We start from the raw sequence: 26,876 nt of genomic DNA on the forward strand, positions 1-26,876 counted from the left end.
GTCCGGAAGGGGCCGCGGGCGTCGTGCGTCGTGGGACTACTTGCTGTAGATCTGCTCGATGTCCGACGCGAAGCTCTCGTGGACGACGTTGCGCTTGAGCTTCATCGTCGGGGTCAGCTCACCGGTCTCCTCGGTGAAGTCGACGGGCAGGATGCGGTACTTCTTGATCGCCTCCGCGTGCGAGACGAGCTTGTTGGCCTCGGCGATCGCGGCGTCGACCTCGGCGGTGAGATCGGGGTCCGACAGCAGTTCCGAAACGGTGGTACCGGCGGGCTTGCCGTTGCGCTCGTTCCAGGCGGGCAGCGCCTCCGCGTCGATCGTGATGAGCGCCCCGATGAACGGCTTCTGGTCGCCGACGACGATCGCCTGGCTGATCAGCGGATGCGCGCGCAGGTGGTCCTCGAGCTGGGCCGGGGCGACGTTCTTGCCGCCCGCCGTGACGATGATTTCCTTCTTGCGGCCAGTGATCGCGATGTAGCCGTCCGCGTCGACGGTGCCGAGGTCGCCGGTGTGGAACCAGCCGTCCTCGATCGCCTCCTTCGTGGCGGTCTCGTTGCGCCAGTACCCGGAGAACACGACCGGCCCGGACAGCATGATCTCGCCGTCCTCGGCGATGCGAACGGAGTTGCCCGCCAAGGGCTTTCCGACGGTGCCGACCTTCTGGTTGCCGATCGTGTTGACCGCGAACGCCGCCGTCGTCTCGGTGAGCCCGTAGCCCTCGTAGATGGTGACGCCGATGCCGCGGAAGAAGTGGCCGAGGCGGGCGCCGAGCGGCGCGCCGCCGGAGATCGCGAGCTTGCAGTTGCCGCCCAGTGCGGCACGCAGCTTCGAGTAGACGAGCTTGTCGAACACGGTGTGCTTGATGTTGAGGAACAGGCCGGGTCCGCCGTTGTCCTTCGCCTCACTCCACTCGATCGCGGTCGCCGCGGCCGCGTCGAAGATCTTGCCCTTGCCCTCGGAATGCGCCTTCTGCCGGGCGGTGTTGTACACCTTCTCGAACACGCGCGGCACCGAGAGGATGAAGTCCGGCTTGTACTCGGCGAAGGTCGGGACGAGGTTCGGGATGTCGCTGGTGTGGCCGACGGAGGCGCCGGCGTCGAACGCCGCGATGCTCACGGCGCGCGCGAGGACGTGCGCGAGCGGCAGGAACATCAGTGTGCTGACGCCGGGCGTGGTCAGCAGGTCGCCCAGGCTCGACGCGATGATGCCCTTGGACTCGGCGATCAGGTTGGAGTGGGTCAACTGGCAGCCCTTGGGGCGGCCCGTGGTGCCCGACGTGTAGATCAGCGTGGCCGGATCGCTCGCCTTCAGCGACGTCGCGCGGGCGCGGATCTCGTCGTCGGAGACGGCGGCGCCCTGTGTGGTGAGGACCTCGACGGCGCCGGCGTTCGCGCCGGACGGCTCGATCTGGAGGACCGCGCGCAGGTCGGGTGCGCCCTCGGCGGCCTCGGCGACGGTCTTCGAGTGCTGGTCTGTCTCGACGATGAGGCCGATCGCGCCGGAATCTTCGAGGATCCACTTCACCTGGTCGGCGGAGGACGTCTCGTAGATCGGCACCGTGACGCCGCCGGCGGACCAGATGGCGTAGTCGAGGAGCTGCCACTCGTAACGGGTCGCGGACATCAGGGCCACCCGGTCGCCCGGCTGGACGCCGCGGGCCACGAGCCCCTTCGCGACGGCGGTGACCTGCTCGGCGAACTCGCGGGCGGTCACGTCGACCCACGATCCGTTCACGAGCCGCCGGAAGACGATGTGGCCGGGCTTCGTCGCTGCGTACTCGTAGACCGAGTCGACCGCGGACGCGTCCTCCGGAATCGTGAAAGTGGCAGGAACGCTGAACTCGGGCACGACGACCTCCGACACTGAAGATACTGACGAGTAAGGCTTGCTGATCCTCACGATAGACGGCGGACGCGTGACGCGCGGCACTGCCACCTACCTGCGGTTGCTCGAATGGTCGTCCGTCCAGGTGTAGTCCAGATCACCGGACCGGAGGCCGGTGTGTGAAGCTGTGGGGGTGAGCAGCATTCAGGTCGCCGACCAGACGTTCGTCGCTGCAGCCCCGGAGAAGGTGGCTGCCCGCGTTTCCGTGCCCGCACGCTGGCGCGCGTGGTGGCCGGACCTCGTCCTCGACGTGCGCGAGGACCGCGCCGAGAAGGGCGTCCGCTGGACCGTCGCCGGGCCGCTCACCGGGACGATGGAAGTGTGGCTCGAGCCCGTGATGGACGGGACCGTGATGCACTACTTCCTGCATGCGGAGCCGACCGGGGTGTCGCCGCAGGGTGTCGCGTCGCTGGACCTGGCCGGGATGAATCACACCCGCCGCCTCGCGGGCAAGGCGATGACCTTCGAGATCAAGCAGCAGCTGGAAGCGGGACGCGCCGCCGGGGAGCCCCCCGCGTAGCGAATTGTGCGCGAGGTCGGCAATCGTGTGAGATGAACGGGCGGTACGCGCGCACCGCGTCGTTCTGAAAGGAAGCGTCCGAGGCATGGCCGAGAAGACCAAGAGGTCGATCACCATCGACGCACCCGCCGCCGAGGTGATGGGTGTGATCGCGGACTTCGGCGCCTACCCGACCTGGGTGGAGGCTGCCAAGTCGGTCGAGGTGCTCGTGCCGGGGCCGGGGGACCGCGCCGCGGAGGTGCGATTCGTCCTCGACGCCGGCATGGTCAAGGACACCTACGTGCTCCGCTACCGCTGGGCGCCGGACGGCATGTCGGTGAGCTGGGACCTGGTGTCCGGTGAGATCCAGAAGTCGCAGCACGGCTCGTACACGCTCGAGCCCGAGGCCGGCGGCGGCACCCGCGTGACGTACGAGCTCACCGTCGATCTCACGATCCCGATGATCGGTCTGTTCAAGCGCAAGGCCGAGAAGGTCATCACCGACACGGCACTCAAGGAACTCAAGAAGCGGGTGGAGGGCTGAGCGCCGCCGCCTCGGAGTCGGCTGCCACGGTCCGGCTCTTCGTCGGCAAGGGCGGTGCCGGGAAGACGACGATGGCGGCCGCGACGGCGGTCGGCGCGGCCGCGGCCGGTGAGCGCGTCCTGCTGATCTCGCTCGATCGGGCGCACGGTCTGGCCGACGTGCTCGACCGTCCGATCGCGCCGGGTGAACCGACACGCGTGGCAACCGGACTCGACGTCCTCGAGGTCGACACGCTCGCGCTGCTCGAAGAGCGCTACCGCGGCCTGGTCGCGCTGCTGGCGCTCGGCGGATCCCATGATCACGGTGCCGATCTCACCGACCTCGCGCCCGAGGAGCTGACCGGGCTGCCGGGCGTCGAGGACGTGCTCGGGCTCGGTGAGGTGGTGCGCCTGGCCGGCGAATCACGTTGGGACCTGGTCGTCGTCGACTGTCCCGCCACCTCCGATGCCCAGCGATTGCTGGCGCTTCCCGAGTCGGTCGCCGGGTGCATCGAGCGGGTGTGGCCCCAGCACCGCCGGATGGCCGCACTCACCTCGGGCGACACCGGGCTCGCCATGGTCGTCGCCGTGGTGGACCGGGTGCTGGAGGCGACGTCGGCGGTCACGGCGCTGTTGTCGGATCGCGGGCGCACCGCGATCCGGCTGGTGACGACGCCCGAACGGATGGCGTTCGCCGAGACCCGGCGACTGCTGTCCGGGCTCGCGCTGGGCGCCCTGCGGGTCGATGCCCTGATCGTCAACGGTCTTCTTCCACAACTCGATTCGGATGCGTTGACGTCGAATGTGGGCGACTGGTACCGGACTCGCCGCGCCGCGCAGGGCGAGGTCCTCGCGGAGTTGCGCGACGCTGCCGGCGACGTCACCGTGCTGACGTCCGGCCAGGTGGCGACCGAGCCGATAGGGTGGGAGGCTCTCGACGGCATGGCGCGGACGCTCTACGCGGGCGTCGCCGGTCCGTCGGCGATGCTCACCGCAGATGCGGCGCCGATCCGGGTGGCGCTCGAATCGGGATCGGGGGGTCTCGAATCGGTGTACGCGATGCGGATGCACCTGCCGCTCGCGAACCCGCGGGCATTGACGCTGGGACGAGTGGAGGACGACTTGGTGGTGGGGGCCGACGGGAAACGCCGTCGCGTCAGGTTGGCATCGGTACTCCGTCGTTGCACCGTGCGCGACGCGGACTTCGACGGCAGCGACCTGGTCGTGCGGTTCGTGCCAGACCCGGCGGTGTGGCCGCAATGACCGGTGAGCACGCCGAACTGGTCGCCGAGCTGCGGGCGCTGGCCGAGACGGTCCTCGAGCGGATCGAGCCCATCCTGCAGAAGGCGGCGCGGGGCGCCGAGACGGAGTCCGGCGAGTCCGATGGGTCGGGTCAGCCGGGCTGCAGCACGTGTTCGTGGTGTCCGCTGTGCGCCCTCGCCGCGCTGATGCGCGGCGAGCAGCACGACCTCGTCACTGCGGTGGCGGGCCACGCATCGGCCCTGCTCCTGGTGCTGCGCGAGGTTCTCGACGGACATCAGGATCCGTCCGCCGGCCGCGCGGCCGAGACGTCGGAGCACCCCGCCCCGGCCGCTGCCTTCGTCCCGATCGACATCACCATCAAGGACTGATCCGGGCCGCCCGGCGTATCGGGGTCCGCGCCGGTATGGGCACAATCTTGTGCGTGAACAGCGTCGAAGAGCTCACGGTCGGTGTGGACGTCGGGGGAACGAGTATCCGCGCGTCCGTGGTCGATGTCCGCGGTGAGGTCATCGACACCGCGCAGGCGCCCACGCCGCACTCGGCCGAGGCCCTCGAACAGGGAATCACCCGTGCCGTCCGGGAGCTCACCTCCCGGCATCCGATCGCCGCGGTCGGGCTCGCGGTGGCCGGGTTCGTCGACTACGACCGCACCACGATCCGGTTCGCGCCCCACCTGCCGTGGGTGGACGCCCCCGTCGCTCGCCGTCTCGGAGACCGGTTGGCACTGCCGGTCGTGCTCGAGCACGACGCGAACGCGGCGGCATGGGCCGAATCCCGGTTCGGGGCGGCCGGAGGCGGCCGGAACGTCGTCGTGGTGGCGATCGGGACCGGCATCGGCGCCGCGCTGCTGATCGACGGCCGGCTGTACCGGGGCAGTTTCGGCGTCGCACCGGAACTCGGACACCTGCAGGTGGTGCCCGACGGGCGGGTCTGCGCCTGCGGCAAGCGAGGCTGCTGGGAGCGGTACTGCAGCGGCACCGCGCTCGTGGACACCGCGCTCGAGCTGCTCGCGGCCGAGCCGTCCGGCTCGACGATCCTGGCGCGGGACGTCGCCGTGGACCCGGGCGCGCTGACCGGCCGTCGCATCGCGGCGGCCGCGCGGGAGGGTGACGCGGTGGCGCTCGCGACGTTCGCCGACTTCGCCCGGTGGCTCGGGGTGGGACTGGCGACGGTGTCGGACATCTTCGATCCGGACCTGGTCGTCATCTGCGGTGGTGTCGGAAGTTCGGCGTCGCTGTTCCTGGACGAGGCACGCGAGCACTACGCGCGACTGGTGACCGGCGCGGGCCACCGGCCGCTCGCCCGGATCCGGCACACCCAGCTGGGGGAGGCGGCCGGAATGATCGGGGCCGCCGACCTCGCACGCCAGGCGCTGCCGCAGGGGCCGCGCTGACGCATCGGAGCCCGGCAACACCGTGTGGCAGCCGTCCAGACTGCTGAGTACAGTCATTGCGTAGGTGGCCGCCCTGGCAGGCCTCGGGGGAATAGAGCTCGGACGGAAGGACGCCATGTGGTACTGGCTGTTTAAGTACGTGTTGTTGGGTCCTGTCATGTGGCTCCTCGGTCGGCCGAAACTGGAAGGCGCCGAGAATATTCCGACGGACGGCCCGGCGATTCTGGCCAGCAACCATCAGGCAGTGCTCGACTCGTTCTTCCTCCCGCTGCGCTGCCCGCGCCGGATCACGTTCCTGGCCAAGAGCGAGTACTTCACCGGCACCGGGTTCAAGGGCGCCTTCCAGAAGTGGTTCTTCTCCGCCGTGGGCCAGGTGCCGATCGATCGCACGGGCGCCGACGCCGCGAAGGATGCCCTCAACGCGGGCCTGCGCGTCCTCGGCGACGGCAAGCTCCTCGGGATCTACCCGGAGGGCACCCGCTCGCCCGACGGCCGCCTCTACAAGGGAAAGACGGGCATGGCCCGCCTTGCGCTCGAGTCGGGCGTCAAGGTCATCCCGGTCGCGATGATCGGCACCGCGAAGGTCAACCCGATCGGCTCGAAGATGTGGCGGCCCGCCAAGGTCACCGTCCGGATCGGCGAGCCCATCGACTTCTCCCGGTTCGAGGGGATGGGCGGCAACCGCTTCGTCGAGCGCGCCATCACCGACGAGGTGATGTACAAGCTGATGGTCCTGTCCGGCCAGGAGTACGTCGACATCTACGCCGCGACCCTCAAGGACCCGGCCCCCGCCGACGCGCGGCCGGCCGCAGACGTCGACCGCGTGCCCGACACGCGCGCCGGCTAGCGGGAGCCGGTGCCACTCGGCCGGCTCGGCCGTTCGGCCGCCGCCGCAGGACTCGCCGCCCTGGTCGGCCCCGCCGTGTGGATCGGGGTCGCCGCGGCCGGCCGGATGCACTCTCCTGCGCGATCGCCCGCCGCCCCCGTCGTGGTGGTGTTGGGCGCGCGAGTCCGCGACGGCCGCCCGATGAAGTTCCTGCAGGGCCGCCTCGACACGACGGCCCGTCTCGTGCGGGACGGCAAGGCCGCAGTCGTCCTGGTCTCCGGTGACGCCCACGGACGGTCGGGCGACGAAATCGCTGCAATGGTGGGGTATCTCGTCGAGGTCGGGGTGCCGCGCGCGTCGATCGTCGCCGACCCCTACGGACTCGACACCTACGACACGTGCGTTCGGGCCGCGCGGACCTTCGGAATCCGGCACGCGCTCTTCGTGACCCAGCCGTTCCATCTGCCGCGCACGGTCGCTCTGGCGCGGGCCGCCGGGATCGACGCAGGCGGCGTGTGCGCGGGCCGCGCCGGGGGCAGACGGTCCACACTGGTGAAGAACAGCGTGCGCGAGGTCCTCGCGTACCCGAAGGCCGCACGGGACGTAGTGCTCGGCCGGGGCCCGAAAATGTCCTCTCCGCCGAACGATTCGGTGACCGACGCACTGTCTGGCTAGCGTCGGGTTCGGCCACCGCGCCGGTATGTTCCGTGTCGTGCCCGCTGTCTCGTTCGCACGTACCCGGCCGCGCCTGTTCTGGTCGCTGGTCGCGGCCGTCGCCGCCGCGCTCTATGCGTTGTCGCTCGTGATCTACGCCCTGAGCGCCGACGGCGACGACGGATGGGAGACGGTGACGCCGGCCGAGGACGAGGTGCTCGTCGTCGTCTCGATCACCGGAGTGCACCCGACCACCACCCGCGTCGATGCCGAGGTCTTCGTCGCGCCTGGCGCGCGGTTCCGCGAACCCGGCGGTGAAGAGCTCACACAGGACGTCACGGTGGTCGTCTCACCGAGCATCGCGCGCACGAAACTCGTCCTCCCTGCGGGGACGTCCGCCACCACGTTCGACGTGGAGATCATCCTCGACGGTGTGCCCGGACGGTGGCCGTTCGATCGCTTCGACATCGACCCCCTAGTCGTGTCGGCTCACACCGGTTCCGGTGCCGACATCGAGTCGCACTCGACGCGGCTGTTCGTCAACGACGAAGCCGAGGGGTGGAGCGTCGGGGACGATGCGGTCGCCTCCGGGTCGGACACCGGGGAGATGCGACTGCAGGTGCACCGGTCCGGAGGGACCCTGGTGTACTCCGGGATGCTGCTCGCAATGATGGTGGTCCTCGCGGTCCTGGCGGCGTTCGTCTCGATCCAGACCGCGCGTCGGCGCCGCGTCGTGCACACCGACATGCTCGGCTGGATGGCGGCGATGGTCTTCGCCGTGGTGCCGATGCGGGGCATCCTGCCCGGTTCGCCGCCGATCGGGGCCTGGGTCGACATCACGATCACGGGATGGGTGATCGTGACGCTCGTGGTGTCGCTGGCGCTGTACGTCTACTGCTGGTGGCGTGACACCGCGGACGAGCCGCTGTCAGGCGGTGGGCGACAGTTGCTCGCGGGAATCGGCAACTCCGGCGCGGACGTGACCCCGCCGACCGAGCGACAGCGTCACCGCCACGATCACGGCGAGTGCCCACCACACGTAGGACGACACGAGGAACTGGTCCCACAGCGGCCAACCGGTGCCCTCCCAGCGGCCGACGCCGAGTTCCCAGTGCGGGGCGAGCACGAACAGCAGCCAACTCGCCGCGACGACCGCGCCGAGTGCGACACTGCGCCGTCGGTAGGCGGCCACCGCGAGGACCAGGAGCAGCGGCGCGACCCAGACCCAGTGGTGTGACCACGACACGGGCGACACCAGCAGGCCGAACAACGCGTTGACGAACAGGGCCACCACCGGGAGCCCGGCCGCGAACGCGCGGTGCATCGCGACGGCGGCCAACGCCAGCACCGCCAGGCTCAGTGCGAGCCACAGCGCCGTGCGCATCGACGGGTCGAGCCCGAGCCGGGCGAGCACGCCGGTGATGCTCTGGTTCGCGGGGTAGGCGGGTCCGCCGATGCGGCTCGAATCGAACAGCGTGTCGGTCCAGTACTCCCACGAGTCGGCGCGGGCGACGAGGAAGCCGATCGCGCCGAACAACACGAAACTCACACCGGTCGTGACCGCAGCGCGGAAGTCCTTGCGGAACAGGAAGTAGAGGATGAACACCGCCGGGGTCAGCTTCACGGCGGCGACGAAGCCGATGAGGACGCCGCGCGGCCACGGCGTCTTCTTCAGCAGGCAGTCGGCTGCCACGAACACCATCAGCAGGATGTTGACCTGGCCGTAGTCGAACGTCGAGCTGACAGGCTCCAGCGTCAGGGCGGCCGCGGCACCGGCCAGCGCCGTCCACACGAGCGTCGTGCGGGGTCGCACGCCGACCGATGCGAGCGCCAGGACGAGCGTCGCGACCAGTGCGGCCAGGGACAGCACGGTGAGTACGGCGCCGGCGGCCTGTAGCGAGATCCACGACATCGGCGCGAACACGACTGCGGCGAGCGGTGGGTACGTGAACGGCAGGTGCTGGCCGTAGAACATCGCCGGCAGTGCGCCGTCCTCGTACAGCGGATTTCCGGCCGCGAACACGGCGCCGCCGAGGCGGTACACGTCGAGATCGATGTGGTACTGGAAGCCCACGTCCCGCAGACCGGGGAAACCGACCAGGTAGAAGAGCGCCCCGATCGTGAACGCGGCGGCGATGACGACCCGGGCCGCGACCACGGCCGCAGGGTTCCACGTCGACTTCGGCGGCGTGCCGTCGTCCGCGGGGGAGGGGTCGGCGTAGTCGCTCGTGGGGTTGTGCACCACAACATCTTTCTACGAACACGGGGCACGGTGTCGAGTGACCCCGCGAGCGGGGCAGTGTCGAGTACCCGGGCGGGGCAGTGTCGAGCGCTCCGACGGAGAGGGCATAGGCTTCCCGACCGTGCGCTACTTCTACGACTGCGAGTTCATCGAGGATGGTCGCACAATCGAGCTCGTCTCGATCGGTGTGGTGTGCGAGGACGGGCGCGAGTTCTACGCCGTCTCCACCGAGTTCGATCCCGACCGCGCCGGCAAGTGGGTGCGCCGCAATGTGCTGCCGAAGCTGCCGTCGCCGTCGTCGCCCGTGTGGAAGAGCCGTGCACGGATCCGCGACGACCTCATGAAGTTCCTGGTGCCGCGACCCGGCATCGAACCCGAGCTGTGGGCGTGGGTGGCCGCCTACGACCACGTCGTGCTGTGTCAGCTGTGGGGTGCGATGACCGAGCTGCCGTCGTGCATGCCGCGCTACACGCGCGAACTGCGTCAGCACTGGGAAACGAACGGTTCCCCGCCGCTGCCGCCGGTCCCCGACGACGCCCACGACGCGCTCGCCGACGCCCGGCACAACCTCGCGAAGTTCGAGGCGATCGAGGCGTTCCGTTCGGTGCGGTGACGAGAATCACGGGCCCCGGCCGGGGCAACGATTCCGTGTGAATGGGGACCTTCGCTCACCCGGCACCGGCGAGGCGAATACCCTGTAGTTGTGAACTGGACTGTCGACGTTCCGATCGACCGCTTGCCCGAACTTCCGCCGCTGCCCGCAGCCATGCGAGATCAGCTGGACGCGGCGCTGGCCAAGCCGGCCGCACAGCAGCCGCAGTGGCCCGCCGACCAGGCTGCCGCGATGCGCACCGTCCTCGAGAGCGTGCCGCCGATCACGGTGGCCAGTGAGGTCGAGTCGCTGTCGCAGAAGCTGGCCGAGGTGGCACGCGGTGAGGCCTTCCTGCTGCAGGGCGGTGACTGCGCGGAGACCTTCGCGGACAACACCGAACCGCACATCAAGGGCAACATCCGCACGCTGCTCCAGATGGCCGTCGTGCTGACCTACGGCGCGAGCATGCCGGTGGTCAAGGTCGCGCGCATCGCCGGCCAGTACGCCAAGCCGCGTTCGTCGAACACCGACTCGCTGGGTCTGCAGTCGTACCGCGGCGACATGGTGAACTCGCTGGTCGCCGACGAGGCCGTCCGCGTCCACGACCCCTCCCGTCTGGTCCGCGCCTACGCCAACGCCAGCGCCGCGATGAACCTCGTGCGTGCACTCACCGGCTCCGGCATGGCCGACCTGCACAAGGTCCACGACTGGAACCGCGAGTTCGTCACGTCCTCGCCCGCCGGTGCCCGCTACGAGGCACTCGCCGCCGAGATCGACCGCGGACTGCGGTTCATGAACGCCTGCCGGGTCACCGACCCGAACCTGCAGTCGGCGCAGATCTACGCCAGCCACGAGGCCCTCGTGCTGGACTACGAGCGCGCCATGCTGCGCCTCGACAACACCGACGACCACCCCAAGCTGTACGACCTGTCGGCGCACTTCCTGTGGATCGGTGACCGCACCCGTCAGCTCGACGGCGCGCACGTCGCGTTCGCCGAGCTCGTCGCGAACCCGATCGGCCTCAAGATCGGCCCGTCGACCACGCCGGAGCAGGCCGTCGAGTATGTCGAGCGCCTCGACCCGACCAACAAGCCGGGTCGCCTGACCCTGATCTCCCGCATGGGCAACGGCAAGGTGCGGGACCTGCTGCCCCCGATCATCGAGAAGGTGCAGGCCACCGGTCACCAGGTGATCTGGCAGTGCGACCCGATGCACGGCAATACCCACGAGGCCACCACCGGCTACAAGACCCGCCACTTCGATCGCATCGTCGACGAGGTCCAGGGCTTCTTCGAGGTCCACAACGGTCTCGGCACACACCCGGGCGGCATCCACGTCGAGCTGACCGGTGAGAACGTCACCGAATGCCTCGGCGGTGCGCAGGACATCTCGGATCTCGACCTGTCCGGTCGCTACGAGACCGCGTGCGATCCGCGCCTGAACACGCAGCAGTCGCTCGAGCTGGCGTTCCTGGTCGCGGAGATGCTGCGCGACTAGTCCGAACAGCTGAAGGGTCCCTTCGTGCGCTCGCAGCGCACGAAGGGACCCTTCAGCCGTTTCGGGGGAGCGGGAAATCAGGTCAGAGCAGCGAGGTGATGGTGACGGTGCCGCCGGGGGCGACGCGGTCACCGGCGCCGGGGCTCTGCGAGATGATCAGCGACCGGTCCGAGTTGACGATCTGACGCACCTCGTACTGCAGTCCCAGCTTGTCCAGCTCGGACTTCGCGGCCGAGACCGAGCGGCCCAGCAACGCCGGCACCTTCACGGCGTTCGACACCTTCAGCACGACACTGGTGCCGGCCTTCACGGACGTGCCCACCGCGGGATCCGTGCCGACCGCGTCGCCGGCGTCGACCTTGTCGTCGAAGACCTGCTGGACCTCGCGGACGGTGATGCCGACCGAGTCGAGCGCCTTGCGCGCCGCGTCCTCAGACAGTCCCTCTACCCCGGGGACGTCGACGGGCGGCGCGCCCTTGCTGCGCAGCATCCGGACCTCGGAGCCCACCGCCAGCATCGTGCCCGGCGCCGGCTCGAGCGCCGCGATGCCGCCCACCGGCACCCGCGCGCTGAACGCCTCCCCGCCGTCGACGGGAACGAACGTGCGCTCCCGCAGGCTCGCCTCGACGGAGGCGACGTCGCCGCGACCGCCGACCTCGGGAACCGTCGGGCGGCCCAGCGACACGAGGAGCGCCACCGACGACCCGCGCGTCACGCGCTCGCCCGCCCCCGGTTCCGTGCCCACCGGTGTGTCCACCGCGACGGTGTCCGAATACGACCCGCGGGTCTCGACACTCAGCCCCGCCGCCTCGATCTGCGAGGTCGCGCCGGGCGTGTCGAGTCCGTCGACGGCCGGAATCGCGGAGTAGCGGCCCGATCCGAGCCACCACCCACCGAACCCGAGCGCGCCCGCGACCAACAGGATCACCAGCAGCCACACGAGAACTGTGCGCCGGGAGCCGTGCCCCGCCGCGCCAGGGGCGCCGAACGGTCTCGGGGCCGCCGGGATGTCGGTCGGCGGGACGTCGTCGGCCGGCGGCCGCGGCGTCACCGTCGTCACGACCTTGGTGTGCTGGACGCCGTCCTGGGGGACTCCCATCGGGGTGACGGTCGTCGGTGCGTCGGCGGCCGGCACCGGCCGATTTCCGGGCTCGGAGTGCTGGCCGGGCGCGCGCGTCGTGACGGCCGTGGGCGCCGCGGCCTGCTGCGCCGAGCGGCGTGGGGCCGGCACCCGGTAGTCCGGCAGTCCCAGTTGAGTGCTCACGGTGCGCAGTTGCGCCGCCATCGCCCCGGCGTCGGCGAAGCGCTGCTCCGGATCGCGTTCGGTCGCGCGGACCACGAGGTCGTCGAACTCCTGCGGCACGCCGTCGATGACGCTGCTCGGCTCCGGGACGTCGTTGTCGATGCGCTGGTACGCGATGGACAGCGACGTGTCGCCCGTGAACGGCGTGACGCCGGTCAGCATCTCGTAGAGCAGCACACCGGCCGCGTAGACGTCGCTGCGGGCGTCCGCGGTCCCGGTCGTGACCTGCTCGGGGGACAGGTAGGCGGCCGTTCCGAGAATCACGCTGCGCGACGTCGTCCCGGCCGCGGCGATCGCACGCACCAGGCCGAAGTCGGCGATCTTGACGTCGCCGGAGTGGGAGATGAGCACGTTCTCGGGCTTGATGTCGCGGTGGACCAGGCCGGCACGGTGGGCGACGGCGAGCGCCTCGAGCACCGGGCGCGCGACGGCTGCCGCGGCGTGCGGGGGCATGGGCCCGCGCTCGCGCAGCAGTTCGCGCAGCGTCCCGCCCTCGACGAGTTCCATCACCAGGAACGCATGCTCACCGTCGCTGCCCTGGTCGTGGACCCCGACCAGCCCCGGATGGGCGAGGCGGGCCACCGCGCGGGCCTCGAACTCGAATCGCGCCAGGAACTGCGGATCGGCGGCGAACTGCGGATCCATCACCTTGATCGCGACAGGGCGGTCCAGGCGCAGGTCCATGCCGCGGTAGACGGTGGACATGCCGCCCCGCGCAATCGGCGCATCGATTCGGTAGCGCCTGTCCAGCACCACACCGATCAACCGTCGATCTCCGGGATTCACGCTCGCGCCCCTCGCTTCCGTGCACAGATTCATCTCGATCGTAGTCAGCCGACGGCCTCGACCCGATTCCACGACGGGACCCTGGTCGAACCGTCGCGGCAGACCCGATAACGTTACGGGAGTGAGTGCTATCCCTTATTGCGATGACGTGTTGGACCGATCGATCTCGCTGCTGCAGTTGGCAGACGTGTCGAAGCAGATGGGACTGATCGTCACCCATGTGCACCAGCTCCTGCGTGACCACAAGCTGATCGCGGTACGCCGCGACACCGTCCTCGGCATCCCCGAAGCGTTCTTCGGCGACGACGGCCAGCCTCTCCGATTGCTGCCCGGCCTCATCGTCGTGCTGCGTGACGGCGGTTTCGAGGACGAGGAGATCATGCGCTGGCTCTTCACCGAGGACGAGTCGCTGTCCGCCACACCGATCGAGACGATGCACACCGACCAGGCGCGTGAGGTCGTCCGGCGCGCCCAGTCGATGGCGTTCTGACCCTCCGGCGTCCCTGAACGAGCGGTCCGGGCGTCGGGTCAGACCCGCCGCCCGGACACCGCGGAGTTCGCCCGCGCGGCGCGCACCAGCAGCGGCAGCGCGACTGCCAGGCGTCGGCGTCGGGGCACGGTGGCGCGCCGATCGAACACCCGGAACCCGTTACGTTCCACCTCGTCGAGAATTTCCGAGTAGAGCGTGAAGGCGGCCCGGATACCGGGCCGGGCGCGCGGATCGAGCATGTCCAGTCCGGGTTCGGCGTCGCGATACAGCGCTCGGGTGAGCGCGGCGACGTGCCCGAGCGCCCGTCGCACCCGCGGATCCACGGTCCCGGTGTCCCGGCAGTGCTGCAGCAGGTCCGCGTCCACACCGAACACCGCCAGTTCGTCGGCGGGCAGGTAGACGCGGCCGCGCGCGAGATCCTCGCCGACGTCGCGCACGAAGTTCGTCAACTGGAACGCCTCGCCGAGCGCCGCCGCATGCGGCGAGGCCTCGTCGAGGGATGTCGTGGTGCCGAGGATCGGCAGCATCTGCAGCCCGATCACCACCGCGGACCCGTACATGTAGCGCCGCAACGCGGCCATGTCCGGGTAGACGGCCTGGAAGTCCGGCGTGCCGGGGATGTCCATGCGCATCGAATCCAGGAACGCACGGAAGTACTCGATCGGTATCGCGTACCGGTCGATGGTGTCCGCGACCGCCGGTACGACCTCCCTTGCCCGGGGATCGGCCACCGGACGACCGGCGAGCGCGCAGTCCAGCGCGGCCTCGATCCGGTCGATGGCGGCTGCCCGTTCGGCGGCCGGATGCGGCGCATTGTCGGTGCTGTCGGTGCTCTCCACGTCCACGATGTCGTCGACGGTGCGGGCGAATCCGTACAGGGCATGGACCGCCGGTCGCCGATCTGCGGGCAGCAGTCGCGTGGCCAGGTAATACGTCCGACCGTGTTCGGCTGCCAGTTCTCGGCACACCCGATAGGCGGTGTCCAGGTCGGGGTCCCGGGGCGGTGTCACAGCGGCGACGTGTGCCGTTCGGCGTCGGTGGTCAGGGCATCCGAGACCGTAGACGTGTCCGACGATTCCGGCAGGCGAACCTCCGCGGCCGGCTCCGACACCGATCGCAGTCGCAACGGATCGACCGTCTTCAGGGACATCGCGGCGACGACCGCGACGAATGTCGCGAGGGCGACGTGCACGAAGGTGTAGAGGCCGATCGAACCGTCCGGCTGGAAGACGAGCATGAGCCACGTCGACAGGCCCACCAGGATCTGGAGGGTGCGCGTCGACATCGCGAAGCCCGCCGCGATCGCCAGGGGCCACGAGTAGTACCAGGGCAGCGCGGCCGGGGACAGGATCACGATCGCGACCAGGGCGATGAGGATGCCCAGCACGGCGTCACGCTCGGTGCGCCGGAATCGCCACCACACCCAGACGAGGGTCGCGACGAGGGCAACCGCGCAGATAGTGCGGGTCACCTCGAGGACCGGGGCGAGGGTCGCGCCGGTGAACCAGCCCGTGCCGACCGTCACCAGGTGCGCCATGATCGTCGGCAGCGACAGCCAGTTGATGATCTTCGCGGAGCCCTGCAGAGCGGTGAGCCAGCCGAGTCCGACACCTGCGACCGCGGACGCCGCGGTGAAGACCGCGACGAACACCGCCGCGCCGATGCCGGCCGTCTTGACGAACGACGCGAGCGGGGTCGCGGGCTCGTGTCCCTCGGCCTGCGCGCGCTCGCGCTCGTGGATCATCCAGATCCACACGATGAACGGAAGTGCGATGCCGGCCATCGCCTTGACGGCGACACCGATCGCGATGACCGCAACGGCCGGAACGTGCTTGCGGTCGAGGGCGAGCGTGATGCCCGCGACCATCAGACCGACCATGAGGAGTTCGTTGTGCACGCCGCCGACGAGGTGGATGAGGACGAGCGGATTGAGCACCGCGAGCCACAGCGCGATCGCCGGGTTGCCGCCCAGTTGCCGGGCGAGGCGGGGGAGCGCCCACATCATCAGTGCGAGGCCCGGCAGCATCGTCAGGCGCAGCATCATGGTGCCCGCGATGACGTTGTCGCCGGTGAGACTGGTGATGCCCTGGCCCAGCAGCAGCGAGATCGGCCCGTACGGGGCGGTCGTCGTGGTCCACACGTTGCTGACGTTGTCGAGCAGGATGCCGGGGTTGGCGACCGGTCCCACCGCGTACGGGTCGAACCCGTCCCGCAGCAGCGCGCCCTGCGCGAGGTACGAGTAGGCGTCGCGGCTGAACATCGGCACCGCGAGTAGCAGCGGGGCGGTCCAGATCGGAATCGTCCACATCAGGGCGCGCAGCCCGACCCGGCCCTTGATCGCGGAGCGACCGAGCCGCACCCACGCGGCGATCATCGCGAGGACACCGGCCCAGATGACGATCGTGGACAGGGCGTAGCCGTGCCCGAACCGGAGCCAGGAGAGATTGGCGTCCTCGAGCAGGGGGTCGTGCCGGCGCACGCTACCGGCGCCGAAGCCGCCGAACGTGATCATCAACGCCCCGAGGAGGCCGAGCACGGTGGCGTGTCCCTCGGGTGTGCGCAGGTAGTCGCCGGCGGCGCGCAGCCACGAACGATCGGACGCGGTGTCGAGAGGTCCGGAAGAGGCCGACATCGGTACAGATTCCTCCCCCGGATGAGGTGCTCGATCGCCGCCGGTCGACGCTGGACGGCCGCGCGGTACTGGACGGCTAGTCAGTTTAGTGTGTCCCACCGGAATGTTCGGCACGCAGTCCGGAACGCGGCTTCCGTCCGCGTCCGTCGATGCGTTCGGCAGCCAGTTTCCCCGACACGATCACGGTGGGGACGCCCACGCCGGGCGTGGTGCCGGAGCCGGCCAGAACGACGTTGACCGGGCGTCGGGCCAGGTTACGCCGCCGGAACGGGCCCGTCTGGCGGAAGATGTGCGCGGGAGCGAACGGGCTGCCCGCGGCCAGTCCCTGCGCGGCCCACGTCCCGGGCGAGTCGATGTGATCAACGACATAGCCGTCGGTGATGCCGTGGTATCCGCGCTGTTCCAGCGTCCGGAGCAGTTCGCGGGTGTACGGCCCGGTCAGTGCATCCCAGTCGAACGGGGCGCTGTCGAGGTTCGGGCAGGGTGCGAGCACCGACAGCGGTTCGTGCCGGATGCCGTCGCGCTCGACCAGCAGCCCCGGATCGGTGACCGCGGGGCGGGTGATCAGCAGCGACGGGTCGCTCATCAGCCGGCCGCGTCCTGGCCGCGCCGCGATCTCGGCGAACGTGCGCTCCCACTCGGCGCCGAAGTCGATCGTGTGATGGTGCGCCGCGCCCCAGCCCGCTGTGATGTCACAGGAGACGGTGCCGTGCAGCACTACCGCGGACGGTGAGATCCGGAACCGGCGCCGCGGGCGGGCGGGCAGCAACTCGTCGACGACCGGCAGATCCGGAGTCAGGACGACGGCATCGCACTCGAACGTGTCCCCGGTCGCGGTGCGGACCGAGCGCACCCGGTCACCCGACTGCTCGAGGTCCACCACCTCGGACCCGAACTCGATCCGCCCACCCGCGGAGGTGAACGCGTCGGTCATCGCCTCGGCGATGGTGCGCATGCCGCCCTCCGGGAACGAGACACCCATCGACGTGTCCATGTGCGCGATGGCGCCGTAGACCGCGAGCGCCTTCGCCGGGGCGACGCCCGCGTAGAGGGCCTGGAACGTGAAGATCCGGCGCAGTCGCGGGTCGCGGACCCGCCGGGCCACCTGACTGCCGAGTCGGCCGAACCCGCCCGCGGCGATCAGCCGGACCAGGTCCGTCGCCGACGCGCGAGAGGAGAACAGGTCCAGCGGGGAATCGAAGTTCGCGTCGATGAACGTGTCGAACTCGGCGTCGAACACCCGGGCCAGCCAGCGGCGCAGGTCCAGGTACCGGCGGGCCTCTTCCGCCCCGCAGGCGCGGGTCACCTCGGCGACCATCCGATCCGGGTCCGAGTGCACGTCGATCGCGGAACCGTCCGCGAACCGGGCGTGATACGCGGGCGACAGGTGGTGCAGGCGCAGGGGAGGCGTCGTCGACTCGAAGTCGGCGCCGACGGCGGCGAGCGCGTCACGTACCAGTTCCGGCATCGTCAGCACGGTCGCGCCGTTGTCGATCACGTGGTCGGCGAAGCGGTAGGTCCCCACCCGGCCGCCCGGGTGGTCGTCGCGCTCGAGGACGGTCACCTCGTGTCCGCTGCCACGCAGATGCAGGGCGGCAGCGAGGCCGGCCAGCCCGGCGCCCACCACCACGACCCGGTCCGCCCGGCCGGGCACGACGCGCACGCCCACCGCGATCAGGCGTCTCGTCGGGTGACGGCGATCGCCATCTCGCGCAGGAGCCGCTTGCCCTCGTCGGTGGCGGTGCTGCCGTCGAGGGCGGTGAGGGCGCTGTCGGTGAGCTCGGCGATGCGTCGTTCGGCGTCGTCGACGGCGCCGAGGTCGGTGATGACCGAGCGCAGCGTCGCGACCTGGGCGTCGGAGAGGTCGGTGCCGATCGACTCGCGCAGCAGCGTCGCGGCCGCCGGATCGGACGCGTCGGCGCGCTGCAGGGCCTCCGCGAACAGGACGGTGCGCTTGCCGGCACGGAGATCGTCGCCGGACGGCTTGCCGGTGACCTCGGGGTCGCCGAACACGCCGAGCAGGTCGTCGCGCAACTGGAAGGCGATCCCGATGTCGGTGCCGAACCGGCGGTAGGCGTCGACGAGTGCATCGTCCGCGCCGGCGATGGCCGCGCCCAGGTGCAGCGGGCGTTCGATGGTGTAGGCGGCGGTCTTGTACCGATTGACCCGCAGCGCCGCCTCGACGGTCTCGTCGCCCCGGACCTCGCCGCTGATGTCGAGGAACTGGCCGCCGAGCACCTCGGTGCGCATGGCCGACCACACCGGCGAGATCCGCAGCTGCGCCTCGGGTGACAGGCCGGCCTCGCGGATCATGTCGTCTGCCCACGCCAGCGCCAGATCGCCCAGAAGGATCGCCACGGCCCGGCCGAACTCGGCGGACCCACCGCTCCACTGCTGTGCGCTGTGCTGGTCGGCGAACTCGACGTGCACGGTGGGGAAGCCGCGTCGTGTGGTCGACGCGTCGATGATGTCGTCGTGGACCAGCGCGCACGCCTGGACGAGTTCGAGTGCGGACGCGGCCCGCAGTGCCGCCGGCGCGTTCGGGCCGGTGGCGTCACCGCCGGCGCCCAGCCAACCGGTCCACGCGAACACGGGCCGCACTCGCTTGCCGCCGCGCAACACGAAGCTCTCGAGGGCGGCAACTGCCTCGGTGTACCCGCCGCCGACGGACCGGACCATGTCGGCGCGCGATGCGAAGAACTCCCGCAGCGCAGCCTCGATCGAATCGGTGAGCGGCGGGACGGACGGCGAAGGGCGAGCGGACTCACCGGCTCCAGCGGACAGGACAGCCTCCAAGTTGAATCGCGAAAAGCCTCCCGACCAACCTTAGTGGTCGCGTCGGCGGCCGCGTCGGGCGCTGTCCGGGTCCCGGTACGTGAGACGGAGCGGTGACGCGATGCGGTCCGACCAGGGCGCTGAACCTATGCTTGACGGGTGACATTCGATGCCGTCCGGGGGCGCAACAGCGCGGGATTCGTGACTCAGACCCCCTCGATCGTGGACCGGATCCGCTCGGCCGAAGCTTCGAAGAGCGGTCGGATCCCCTTCTCCGTCGAGTTCTCGCCGCCCCGCGACGAGGCCGCCGAGGCGCGGCTGTGGCGTGCCGTACGCGAGTTCGAGCGGCTCGGCCCGGCGTTCGTGTCCATGACGTACGGTGCCGGCGGTTCGACGCGGGACCGCACCGTCCGGGTCACCGGGCAGCTGGCCGAGGACACGACGCTGCTGCCGGTCGCGCACCTGACCGCCGTCGGGCACAGCCTCGACGAACTGCGCGCGATGTGCGGGGCGTACGCCGACCGCGGCATCAGCAACATCCTGGTTCTGCGCGGCGACCCGCCGGGAGATCCACTCGGCGAGTGGGTCAAGCATCCCGACGGCGTCGAGTACGCCGAGGAACTGGTCCGGCTCGTGCGTGACATGGGCGACTTCCATGTGGGTGTCGCATCGTTCCCGGAGGGCCACTACCGCGCGCCCGACCTCGAGCACGACACCAAGTACCTCGTGCAGAAGCTGCGAGCGGGCGCCGAGTACTCGATCACCCAGATGTTCTTCGACGTCGAGGACTACCTGCGTCTGCGCGACCGGGTCGAGGCGTACGACGCCGAGCAGGCCGCGAAGCCGATCATTCCCGAGATCATGCCGATCACGTCGTTGCGGTCGGCCCGGCGCAGTCTGGAGCTGTCCGGTTCGAGCCTGCCCCCCGCCCTCGAGGAGCGTCTCACCCGCGCCGCCGGGGACGGGCCCGAGGAGAACCGGGCCGCGGTGCGTGAGATCGGCATCGAGGTCGCGACCGAGATGAGCGAGCGGCTCATCTCCGAGGGCGCGCCATGCCTGCACTTCATCACGCTCAACTTCGCCCGGGCCACCGGCGAGGTGCTCGCGAACCTGGGGATGTCGGCCTCGGCCGCGGTCTGACCGTCAGGCCAGCTCCCGGCCCTTCCAGTGCAGTCGTCGTCGACGGCGGTCGCGGTGCGACACCGCGACCAATCGCACGAAGGCTGCGATCGACAGCGGGTGCACGGCGGCGTCGGCCAGATCGCGGCCACGCGGCAGTGCACCGGATTCGACGGCGCGTGCGGTGACGCGTGACGCCGTCGCGGCCAGGTAGCCGACCGCGCCCCACGCGCGAGTGCGGCCCCGACCGAACAACATCGCGAGCGGCGACACCGCATAGGTCGCGGCGACCACCGTCGAAACGACGGCCGCGCCCGCAGGTGACCCGAACGCCGTCCAGAGCCACCGCGTGTATCCGTCACGCAGCGTCGTCGCGTCCGTGTACATCCGGCAGCGCGCCCGATCCTGCGCGACGGCGACGACGGTGCGGCCGCCGCGGCGACGCAGCGCGCGCGCGATGTCGAGATCCTCGGTGTGACTGGCGGCGACGGGCGCATGTCCGCCGAGCCGGTAGTAGGCGGCCGCGTCGAACACCAGGAACTGCCCGCACGCGACGACCGTCGACGGCCGGGTGCCGCGGTTGGCGACCGCCACCGGCAGCGTCGAGAACCACGACCAGCACAGCAGCGGCTGAACCAGTCGCTCCACAACCGTTTCGGCGTCCTGCCGTGGCCACGGCGACACCAGGTCGGCTCCGGAATCGCGTAGCTCGGTGACCCCCGCGGCGAGGGCGTCGGGCGCGAGGCGGACGTCGGCGTCGAGGAAGACCAGCACGCCGGGTCGGGCCGGGTCCATCAAGCGGGCGGCGTGGGTGGCGCCCTCGTGGCAGGCCGCGTTCTTCCCGAGCCATCCGGGTGGTGGGCCGTCGCTGCGGACGAGGGCGAACCGGCTGTCGCCCGCGAACGCCGACGTCGCGACCGCGGCGGTGCGGTCGGTGGAGGCGTCGTCGAGGACGATCACCCGCACGGTGTCGAGGTGGGTCTGCCCCCGGAGATCCGCGATCAGATCCCCGATCCGGCCCTCCTCGTTCCTGGCGGGCACGACCACCGTGACGGGCTCGGTGACTCGGCGTGCGTGGAGGCGGGGGATCGTGCAGGCATTGACGGCCGCGATCGCGGCCCCCGAGAGGGATACGACGGCCGCGGCCCGGGTGGCGTGCAGGGAAAGTCGGAGGGGAAATCTCATCGGTGTGGGGCAGGTTACCGCGTCGAGGTCTCCAGTGACCGGTCCCGCTGCGGTCGCGGGGGAGTGTTGCGGTTGCGGTGCAGCCACGCCATACCACCCACGATCAGCGCGACGCCGACCGCGACACCCGCCGACATGCCGGCCCAGCCGGCGAAGCTGCGGGTGCTGGGGTCGGCGTAGCGGACCTCGGCCCGCAGGGTGCTGACCTCGCCCGCGGGCAGCTTCCACGTGACGGTCGAGTCCCCGTCGCGGGTGCCGTTGGTGGTGGCCACACGGGCCGGGAAGGCGATCGTGAACTGGACGTCCGTGCCCTGCGCCGGAACGTCCTCGAGATCGATGCGGCCGTCGAGGCTCACCAGGTCACCGGCCCGCTGCAGCGACAGCTGGAGCACGCCGGACGTGTCGGCGGACATCGAGCCGAGATCCCGCACCTCGCCGAACGACAGTCCGCTGAAGAACACCTGGGTACCGACGTAGCCGTCCTTGTCGTACGCCTGCACCCGCATCCGGTCGGCGAGCGAGTCTGGCGGCGTCAGCTGCGGGCCCTTGTCGTTGTCGTCCTTCGGGACGGTGGCCGCCACGATCTGGCCGGACACCTTGTCGTCCGCCGAGACGCCCATCGACACCTGCACCCGCAGGCAGCCGGCCAGCAGCGGTACGAGCAGCAGCGCCAGGGCCGCGGCGCCGAACACGCGCGTACGGGTGCGTGGACGTCGGGAAGGTGTCGAGGTCACGGGGGAGGGCGGCTGCACACCGATCATCGTGCCAGGCACGGGGATACGTGTCAGGCGGTAGGGGTGTTGTGCAGTTCGGCTCGGCGTGTGCGGGTGAGGTTCACGACGAGCGGCACCCCGAGCACCCCCATCGCGACGGCCCCGTAGATCGCCGAGTAGCGCAACTCCGGAGGGTCGAGGAACACGGCGTGGGCCAACGCGGACCCCAGCCACGTCCACAGGAACAACGCAATGGGGACGGCATCTCGGGTTGATGTCGCCTTGCCGATCCTGCGATCGAGCAGATCGACCAGGACGGCCATCACCGCCGCGACGAGCAGCCAGCCCGCGTAGTTGGTGAGCGGAATGTGCGCGACACCGGGCAGGCCGGCGTCGGTGACACACCACTGCCACTGTCCGTCGGCGACCATCTGCGGGTCGAGGTACAGATCCCAGCCGACGACGCCGACTGTCGCGAGGGCGATCCGTGACAGCCGACGGTGCGTCAGCCGCGACGCGACGCACCACACCGGGTAGAAGCCCGCCGTCCACGCGAACGGCACGACGAGCGGCACGTCGGCGATCGACCAGCCCAGACGTCCGGTCGCGTACTCGTAGCAGCCGTACGGGATGCCGGTCGCGGTGCCGACCACCTCCGACAGCAGTCCGACGCCCGCGGTGGCCGCGACCATGCCCGCGGCCCAGAGCCTCCCGCGTGTGGCGACGGCGTGCAGGATCGACGCGGCCGCGAGCAGCGCCACCACGGCGACCGTGACGACGTCGCGGGGACGGCCGTCGACCAGCGGGTAGGTGATCTGGGCGCCGACCGCTGCGATCGCGACGACGGCCGACGCCCGACTCAGGGCGATGTTCACCGGAGTCTCTTGCGAAGTGCCTGTCGCAATCGCCCGCCGCGTGCGTCCGACAGGGCGATCCGGGCGGCGCTGCGGCCACTGGCCCCGGACACGCCGCCGCCGGGATGCGTCGACGCCCCCGTCAGGTAGAGGTTGTCGGCGTTCGGCACGCGCTGTCCGGCCAGTTCGGGGATCGGCCGCCAGAGCATCATCTGGTCCAGCGACATCTCCACGTGCATGACGTTGCCACCGAGCAAGCCCATCTCGCGTTCGATGTCCGCCGGTGTCTGCACGTGCCGGTGCCGGACGCTGTCGGCGAACCCCGGGGCGAGGGCGTCGACGCCCGCGACGATCCGGTCGGCCTCACTCTCGCCCAGGCTCGCCCAGTCCCGGCCACCCGACAGCCGGTACGGATGCCACTGCGACCACAGGGTCACCTGGTGTTCGCCGGCGGGGGAGATGGTGGGGTCGATGCTGCTGAAGCTCATCGCGAGGACCGCGGGCTCGGGCGGGAGTTCGCCGGCGAGCGCTGCGCCGTGCGCGCTCCGCAGTTGCGCGCGGTCGGAGACGAGCAGTTGGAGACCGGAGGTCGTGGTCGCCGCTGGTTCGCCGAGGGGTGCGCTCGGGTACGACGGCAGCGCGGCGGTGCCCAGCCGGAGCACCATCCCGATGCCGGGGCCGACCCGGATCCGCCGACGCCAGCCGTCGAGCGTCGTGCGGTCGTAGCCGCCGCGTTCGAGCAGGTCGAGGGTGGTCAGGATGTGACATCCGGCGACGACGTTCCGGGCACGCACGAGCCGGCCCGATTCGGTGACAACGGTCCAGCCGTCCGAAGTCCGGCGCAGTTCGGTGGCGCCGTCGCCGAGGCTCACCGCGCCGCCGTCCGCCGTCAGCCGTGCCGAGAGTGCCGCCGTCAGGGCGCCGCTGCCGCCGACCGCGCGACCGGGCGGCAGCGTGTGCATGAGCGCGGCGAAGCCGACCATCGGCGCGGTGCCGGGCTCGGACATCGGGGGACCGGACTGGGCACCGAACCAGGCCAGTGCGGCCTTGAGCGGTTCGCTGGCGAAGTACTCGTCGAGCAGCGCGTCGCCGGACGTGAGGAACTCGCGGGACAGGGCCGCACCACCGTCGCCGGTGTCGAGTCCCCAGAACGAGCGCAGCAGGTGCCCACCCGTGGGCGGAGCGGAGAACGCACGCATCACGCGTTCGGTGCGCGGTCCCCATGTTCCGACGAAGCGGCGGTAGGCGTCCGCGTCGGCACGGCCGCACGATTCCTCGATCGATCGGCACGTGCGGTCGAGACTGCGGTGGAAGACGATCCCGGGGCGGTCGGAACCGGGGGGAGCGGGCGCGAACGCCCACGGATCGCAGTCGATGTAGCGCAGCCCGTGGGTGGCGAGGTCGAGTTCCTCGATGATGCCGGTGTGCCGGATCATGATGTGCGCGGACGACCCCCGGTCCACCTTGTGCCCCGGGAAGCGTTCGACCGTCGAGACCGCGCCGCCGAGGACGGTGTCGCGCTCGAGCACCTCGACGGACCATCCGTCGCGTGCGAGGTAGCAGGCGGCGACGAGGGCGTTGTGCCCGGACCCGATCACGACGGTGTCGAGGACCGCGCCGGAACGACGGCGGTTCTGCTGCGGTTCCCGGGTCACAGCGGCAACCCCCTTCCGAGGACGGCGAACGGGCGGCGGTCGCCTGCGAAGGTGAAGTGCCGGACGACGTCCCGGAATCCGGTGCGCCGGTACAGACGCCACGCCCGGTTGTCCTCCTCGGACACTTCCGGCGTGGACAGCAGGACGCCCCGCTCCGGGCGGTCGGCGAGGAGTCGGCGCAGCAACTGTTCGCCGAGTCGATGCCCCTGGGCGCTCGGATGGACATGCAACTCGGTCAGTTCGAAGTAGTTGCCCAGGACGTATTCGATCTGGTCCCGGCTCCATCCGGTCGCCTGCATGCCGTGGCGGACCTGTTGCTGCCACCACTGATCGGGGGCGCCGCGATACCCGTAGGCGATCGCGACGAGCGGGCCGGGCCGATCGGGATGCGCCGGATCCGGTCGGACGGCGCCCACCGCTCGCCATCCGGGGCGTTGCGTGTGCTCGGTCCACAGCGGCGCGCGGTGGAACTCGGTGCCGCGGGGGTAGTTCATGGCCTCGACGTAGATCGACAGCGCTTCGGGTAGGCGGGCACGCATGTCGGAGACCGACAGGTCGATGACGACCGGCGCCGGGCCCGGGTCGATACCGGGACTCTCGCCGGGATTCGCATCCATGAGTGGGCTCACCCTTCTCTCTCTTGACGACGTGTCGGTGGGTCCAGCTATATTGAATAGGTCGAACGCATGTTCGATATTGGTGATCCGGTGATGCCGGTGATGTTCGAGGGAAGCGAACATCACCGGCTCGCCGGTCCCGAGGTTCGTACGGGTGGGAGGTGCGCGAATCGTGGTCGAGGTGCAGTCACGGACGCAGGGTCCGGGAGTGGGGGCGCGGACGGCGGCGTCGACGGGTCCCCGGGGTGGCGCGTCGGTGCGGGGGCCGCTGTCGGCGCCCGCGAAGGCGGTGAATCTGTTGCGTCGGGCCGATGCCTTGTTGTCGGAGGCTGCCGGCACGTCCGATCCCGCCGAGCGGTTCTGCTCCGCGTATGTCGGTGCGTTGCGTGGCGCGGCCGCCGTACTCGCGGCGGCCGAAGGGTCGGGCGGTGTGCGTCGGCCACGGTCGCGCAACGCGTGGGTGCTGATGGCGCGCGCGGAACCGGGTTTTGCGGCGTGGGCGGACTACTTTGCCGGGTACTCGGCGCTGCGTGCCGATCTCGAGGCGGGGATCTCACGCACGATCGCCTCGGTGGACGCGGACGGCTTCTACGCCGAGGTCGGGCGCTTCCTCTTCGACGTCGAGGACCGGCTCGGGCGTTGACGGTGACTGCTGTTCAACGTTGTCGCCGTTCGGATTCCCACACGCACGATCGGGTGATTCCGGACACCTCGGAGGTACTGTCGGTCGAGTCGCCCCCGGATAGTCACCTATTCGATGAGAACTCGTCGATGGAGTAGGTGGTGGGGGGCTGGTTCTACTCGTATTATTGAATCCAGGTAACCGCCAGTCTGTTACCCACCTCTCCGAACCACGGTGAGGTGCCAACTCTTAGTGCCGGGGGAGGTACCGTGCCACTCTCCGAGCACGAGCAGCGCATGCTCGACCAGATCGAGAGCGCTCTCTACGCCGAGGATCCCAAGTTCGCGTCCACAGTGAGAGGCGGACGTATTCGCGTCGCCTCCAGTAAGCGCCGATTGCAGGCGGCGGCCCTGTTCGTTCTGGGTCTCGTACTTCTCATCGTGGGTGTGGCCGTCGATGTGTTGAGGTTGGGCGATTTCCCGATCGTCAGTGTGATCGGATTCGTCGTGATGTTCGGTGCCGGTGTTCTCTTCCTCGTCGGCGGAGGAAAGAGTCATCTGGCGGCGGTTCCCGACGGAGACGCCTCCGGCTCCGGTGCGGCAGATACTCGCGGATCGCATCCGCGCAAGCCGCACGGAGGTAAGAAGTCTGGTGGATTCTCGTCGCGGATGGAAGATCGCTTCCGCAAGAGATTCGAGCAGGAGTAAGGGACAACAGCTCTGTCCGAACGGCGGCGGCGCGACCGATAGGTCG

General features: G+C 70.2%; 25 protein-coding genes and 1 pseudogene. 14 read left to right on the plus strand and 12 right to left on the minus strand.

Features of this window, described 5'->3' with window-relative positions; genetic code table 11:
* Positions 1-36 precede the first annotated feature (36 nt).
* Positions 37-1,848, minus strand: a complete 1,812-nt coding sequence (locus LCL87_RS13535; protein ID WP_225020388.1) for an AMP-dependent synthetase/ligase — start codon at positions 1,846-1,848, stop codon at positions 37-39.
* Between the two features lie 169 nt (positions 1,849-2,017).
* Between LCL87_RS13535 and LCL87_RS13540 the strand changes: the two genes are divergently transcribed.
* From LCL87_RS13540 to LCL87_RS13575, 8 genes and pseudogenes are all read left to right on the plus strand, one after another.
* Complete coding sequence (locus LCL87_RS13540) at positions 2,018-2,404, plus strand: polyketide cyclase / dehydrase and lipid transport (RefSeq protein WP_225020390.1); 387 nt, start codon at positions 2,018-2,020, stop codon at positions 2,402-2,404.
* Between the two features lie 85 nt (positions 2,405-2,489).
* On the plus strand, positions 2,490-2,927 hold the full coding sequence (locus LCL87_RS13545) for an SRPBCC family protein (RefSeq protein WP_225020391.1): 438 nt from the start codon (positions 2,490-2,492) through the stop codon (positions 2,925-2,927).
* On the plus strand, positions 2,924-4,168 hold the full coding sequence (locus LCL87_RS13550) for an ArsA family ATPase (protein ID WP_225020426.1): 1,245 nt from the start codon (positions 2,924-2,926) through the stop codon (positions 4,166-4,168). The genes LCL87_RS13545 and LCL87_RS13550 overlap by 4 nt, the downstream gene beginning before the upstream one ends.
* Entirely contained in the window at positions 4,165-4,536 is a 372-nt protein-coding gene (locus tag LCL87_RS13555; RefSeq protein ID WP_225020393.1) for a hypothetical protein, read from the plus strand. Before LCL87_RS13550 ends, LCL87_RS13555 begins: the two co-directional genes overlap by 4 nt.
* A 35-nt stretch (positions 4,537-4,571) precedes the next feature.
* A complete protein-coding gene (locus LCL87_RS13560; protein ID WP_225020395.1) occupies positions 4,572-5,561 on the plus strand; it encodes an ROK family protein in 990 nt (329 codons plus the stop codon).
* A gap of 115 nt (positions 5,562-5,676) precedes the next feature.
* The gene (locus LCL87_RS13565) at positions 5,677-6,408 is read left to right on the plus strand and encodes a lysophospholipid acyltransferase family protein (protein ID WP_225020428.1); all 732 of its coding nucleotides are present in this window, start codon (positions 5,677-5,679) and stop codon (positions 6,406-6,408) included.
* A gap of 9 nt (positions 6,409-6,417) precedes the next feature.
* Positions 6,418-7,062 carry an ElyC/SanA/YdcF family protein gene (locus tag LCL87_RS13570; protein ID WP_225020397.1) on the plus strand — a complete coding sequence of 215 codons (645 nt, stop codon included), beginning with the start codon at positions 6,418-6,420 and terminating at the stop codon, positions 7,060-7,062.
* 25 nt (positions 7,063-7,087) lie between these two features.
* Positions 7,088-7,936, plus strand: a pseudogene (locus tag LCL87_RS13575) (DUF4436 family protein); the annotation flags it as partial.
* A 33-nt stretch (positions 7,937-7,969) separates the two neighbouring features.
* On the opposite strand, the gene LCL87_RS13580 reads toward LCL87_RS13575, so the two are convergent.
* Entirely contained in the window at positions 7,970-9,286 is a 1,317-nt protein-coding gene (locus tag LCL87_RS13580; protein WP_225020399.1) for a glycosyltransferase 87 family protein, read from the minus strand.
* Positions 9,287-9,404: 118 nt separating this feature from the next.
* On the opposite strand from LCL87_RS13580, the gene LCL87_RS13585 reads away from it, so the two are divergent.
* Positions 9,405-9,896: a polyadenylate-specific 3'-exoribonuclease AS gene (locus LCL87_RS13585; protein WP_005512507.1), complete on the plus strand. Its 492-nt coding sequence runs from the start codon at positions 9,405-9,407 to the stop codon at positions 9,894-9,896.
* Positions 9,897-9,986: 90 nt separating this feature from the next.
* Positions 9,987-11,372, plus strand: coding sequence for a class II 3-deoxy-7-phosphoheptulonate synthase (locus LCL87_RS13590; protein ID WP_225020403.1), 1,386 nt, complete (start codon positions 9,987-9,989; stop codon positions 11,370-11,372).
* Positions 11,373-11,454: 82 nt separating this feature from the next.
* Here LCL87_RS13590 and pknB read toward each other — a convergent pair whose 3' ends face one another.
* Positions 11,455-13,461, minus strand: a complete 2,007-nt coding sequence (gene pknB, locus LCL87_RS13595; protein WP_225020405.1) for a Stk1 family PASTA domain-containing Ser/Thr kinase — start codon at positions 13,459-13,461, stop codon at positions 11,455-11,457.
* A 121-nt stretch (positions 13,462-13,582) separates the two neighbouring features.
* Between pknB and LCL87_RS13600 the strand changes: the two genes are divergently transcribed.
* Positions 13,583-13,951, plus strand: coding sequence for an Rv2175c family DNA-binding protein (locus tag LCL87_RS13600; RefSeq protein ID WP_225020407.1), 369 nt, complete (start codon positions 13,583-13,585; stop codon positions 13,949-13,951).
* A 38-nt stretch (positions 13,952-13,989) separates the two neighbouring features.
* Here LCL87_RS13600 and LCL87_RS13605 read toward each other — a convergent pair whose 3' ends face one another.
* From LCL87_RS13605 to LCL87_RS13620, 4 genes are all read right to left on the minus strand, one after another.
* Positions 13,990-14,961 carry a phytoene/squalene synthase family protein gene (locus tag LCL87_RS13605; RefSeq protein WP_225020408.1) on the minus strand — a complete coding sequence of 324 codons (972 nt, stop codon included), beginning with the start codon at positions 14,959-14,961 and terminating at the stop codon, positions 13,990-13,992.
* The gene (locus LCL87_RS13610) at positions 14,958-16,583 is read right to left on the minus strand and encodes an alpha-(1->6)-mannopyranosyltransferase A (RefSeq protein WP_225020410.1); all 1,626 of its coding nucleotides are present in this window, start codon (positions 16,581-16,583) and stop codon (positions 14,958-14,960) included. Before LCL87_RS13610 ends, LCL87_RS13605 begins: the two co-directional genes overlap by 4 nt.
* A gap of 85 nt (positions 16,584-16,668) precedes the next feature.
* Entirely contained in the window at positions 16,669-18,258 is a 1,590-nt protein-coding gene (gene crtI, locus LCL87_RS13615; protein WP_225020430.1) for a phytoene desaturase family protein, read from the minus strand.
* On the minus strand, positions 18,258-19,379 hold the full coding sequence (locus tag LCL87_RS13620; RefSeq protein WP_225020411.1) for a polyprenyl synthetase family protein: 1,122 nt from the start codon (positions 19,377-19,379) through the stop codon (positions 18,258-18,260). Before LCL87_RS13620 ends, crtI begins: the two co-directional genes overlap by 1 nt.
* A 180-nt stretch (positions 19,380-19,559) precedes the next feature.
* Between LCL87_RS13620 and metF the strand changes: the two genes are divergently transcribed.
* Positions 19,560-20,498 (plus strand): methylenetetrahydrofolate reductase [NAD(P)H], encoded by a 939-nt coding sequence (gene metF / locus LCL87_RS13625; protein WP_510850762.1) that lies wholly within the window; start codon positions 19,560-19,562, stop codon positions 20,496-20,498.
* Positions 20,499-20,501: 3 nt separating this feature from the next.
* On the opposite strand, the gene LCL87_RS13630 is transcribed toward metF, so the two are convergent.
* The 5 genes from LCL87_RS13630 to LCL87_RS13650 are packed head-to-tail and all read right to left on the minus strand — an operon-like array spanning position 20,502 to position 25,501.
* A complete protein-coding gene (locus LCL87_RS13630) occupies positions 20,502-21,662 on the minus strand; it encodes a glycosyltransferase family 2 protein (protein ID WP_225020415.1) in 1,161 nt (386 codons plus the stop codon).
* Between the two features lie 14 nt (positions 21,663-21,676).
* Entirely contained in the window at positions 21,677-22,423 is a 747-nt protein-coding gene (locus tag LCL87_RS13635) for an LppM family (lipo)protein (protein WP_510850760.1), read from the minus strand.
* Between the two features lie 23 nt (positions 22,424-22,446).
* Positions 22,447-23,250, minus strand: a complete 804-nt coding sequence (locus LCL87_RS13640; protein ID WP_225020417.1) for a carotenoid biosynthesis protein — start codon at positions 23,248-23,250, stop codon at positions 22,447-22,449.
* Complete coding sequence (locus tag LCL87_RS13645; RefSeq protein ID WP_225020419.1) at positions 23,247-24,884, minus strand: phytoene desaturase family protein; 1,638 nt, start codon at positions 24,882-24,884, stop codon at positions 23,247-23,249. Before LCL87_RS13645 ends, LCL87_RS13640 begins: the two co-directional genes overlap by 4 nt.
* Positions 24,881-25,501, minus strand: a complete 621-nt coding sequence (locus tag LCL87_RS13650) for a GNAT family N-acetyltransferase (protein ID WP_225020421.1) — start codon at positions 25,499-25,501, stop codon at positions 24,881-24,883. The genes LCL87_RS13645 and LCL87_RS13650 overlap by 4 nt, the downstream gene beginning before the upstream one ends.
* A 256-nt stretch (positions 25,502-25,757) precedes the next feature.
* Here LCL87_RS13650 and LCL87_RS13655 point away from each other — a divergent pair, with 256 nt between their 5' ends.
* Entirely contained in the window at positions 25,758-26,144 is a 387-nt protein-coding gene (locus LCL87_RS13655; protein WP_225020434.1) for an SAV_6107 family HEPN domain-containing protein, read from the plus strand.
* 248 nt (positions 26,145-26,392) lie between these two features.
* Positions 26,393-26,830: an SCO2097 family morphological protein gene (locus tag LCL87_RS13660; protein ID WP_225020422.1), complete on the plus strand. Its 438-nt coding sequence runs from the start codon at positions 26,393-26,395 to the stop codon at positions 26,828-26,830.
* The last annotated feature ends 46 nt before the right edge of the window (positions 26,831-26,876 follow it).

Source organism: Prescottella equi, from assembly GCF_020171745.1.
Taxonomy (GTDB): domain Bacteria; phylum Actinomycetota; class Actinomycetes; order Mycobacteriales; family Mycobacteriaceae; genus Prescottella; species Prescottella equi_A.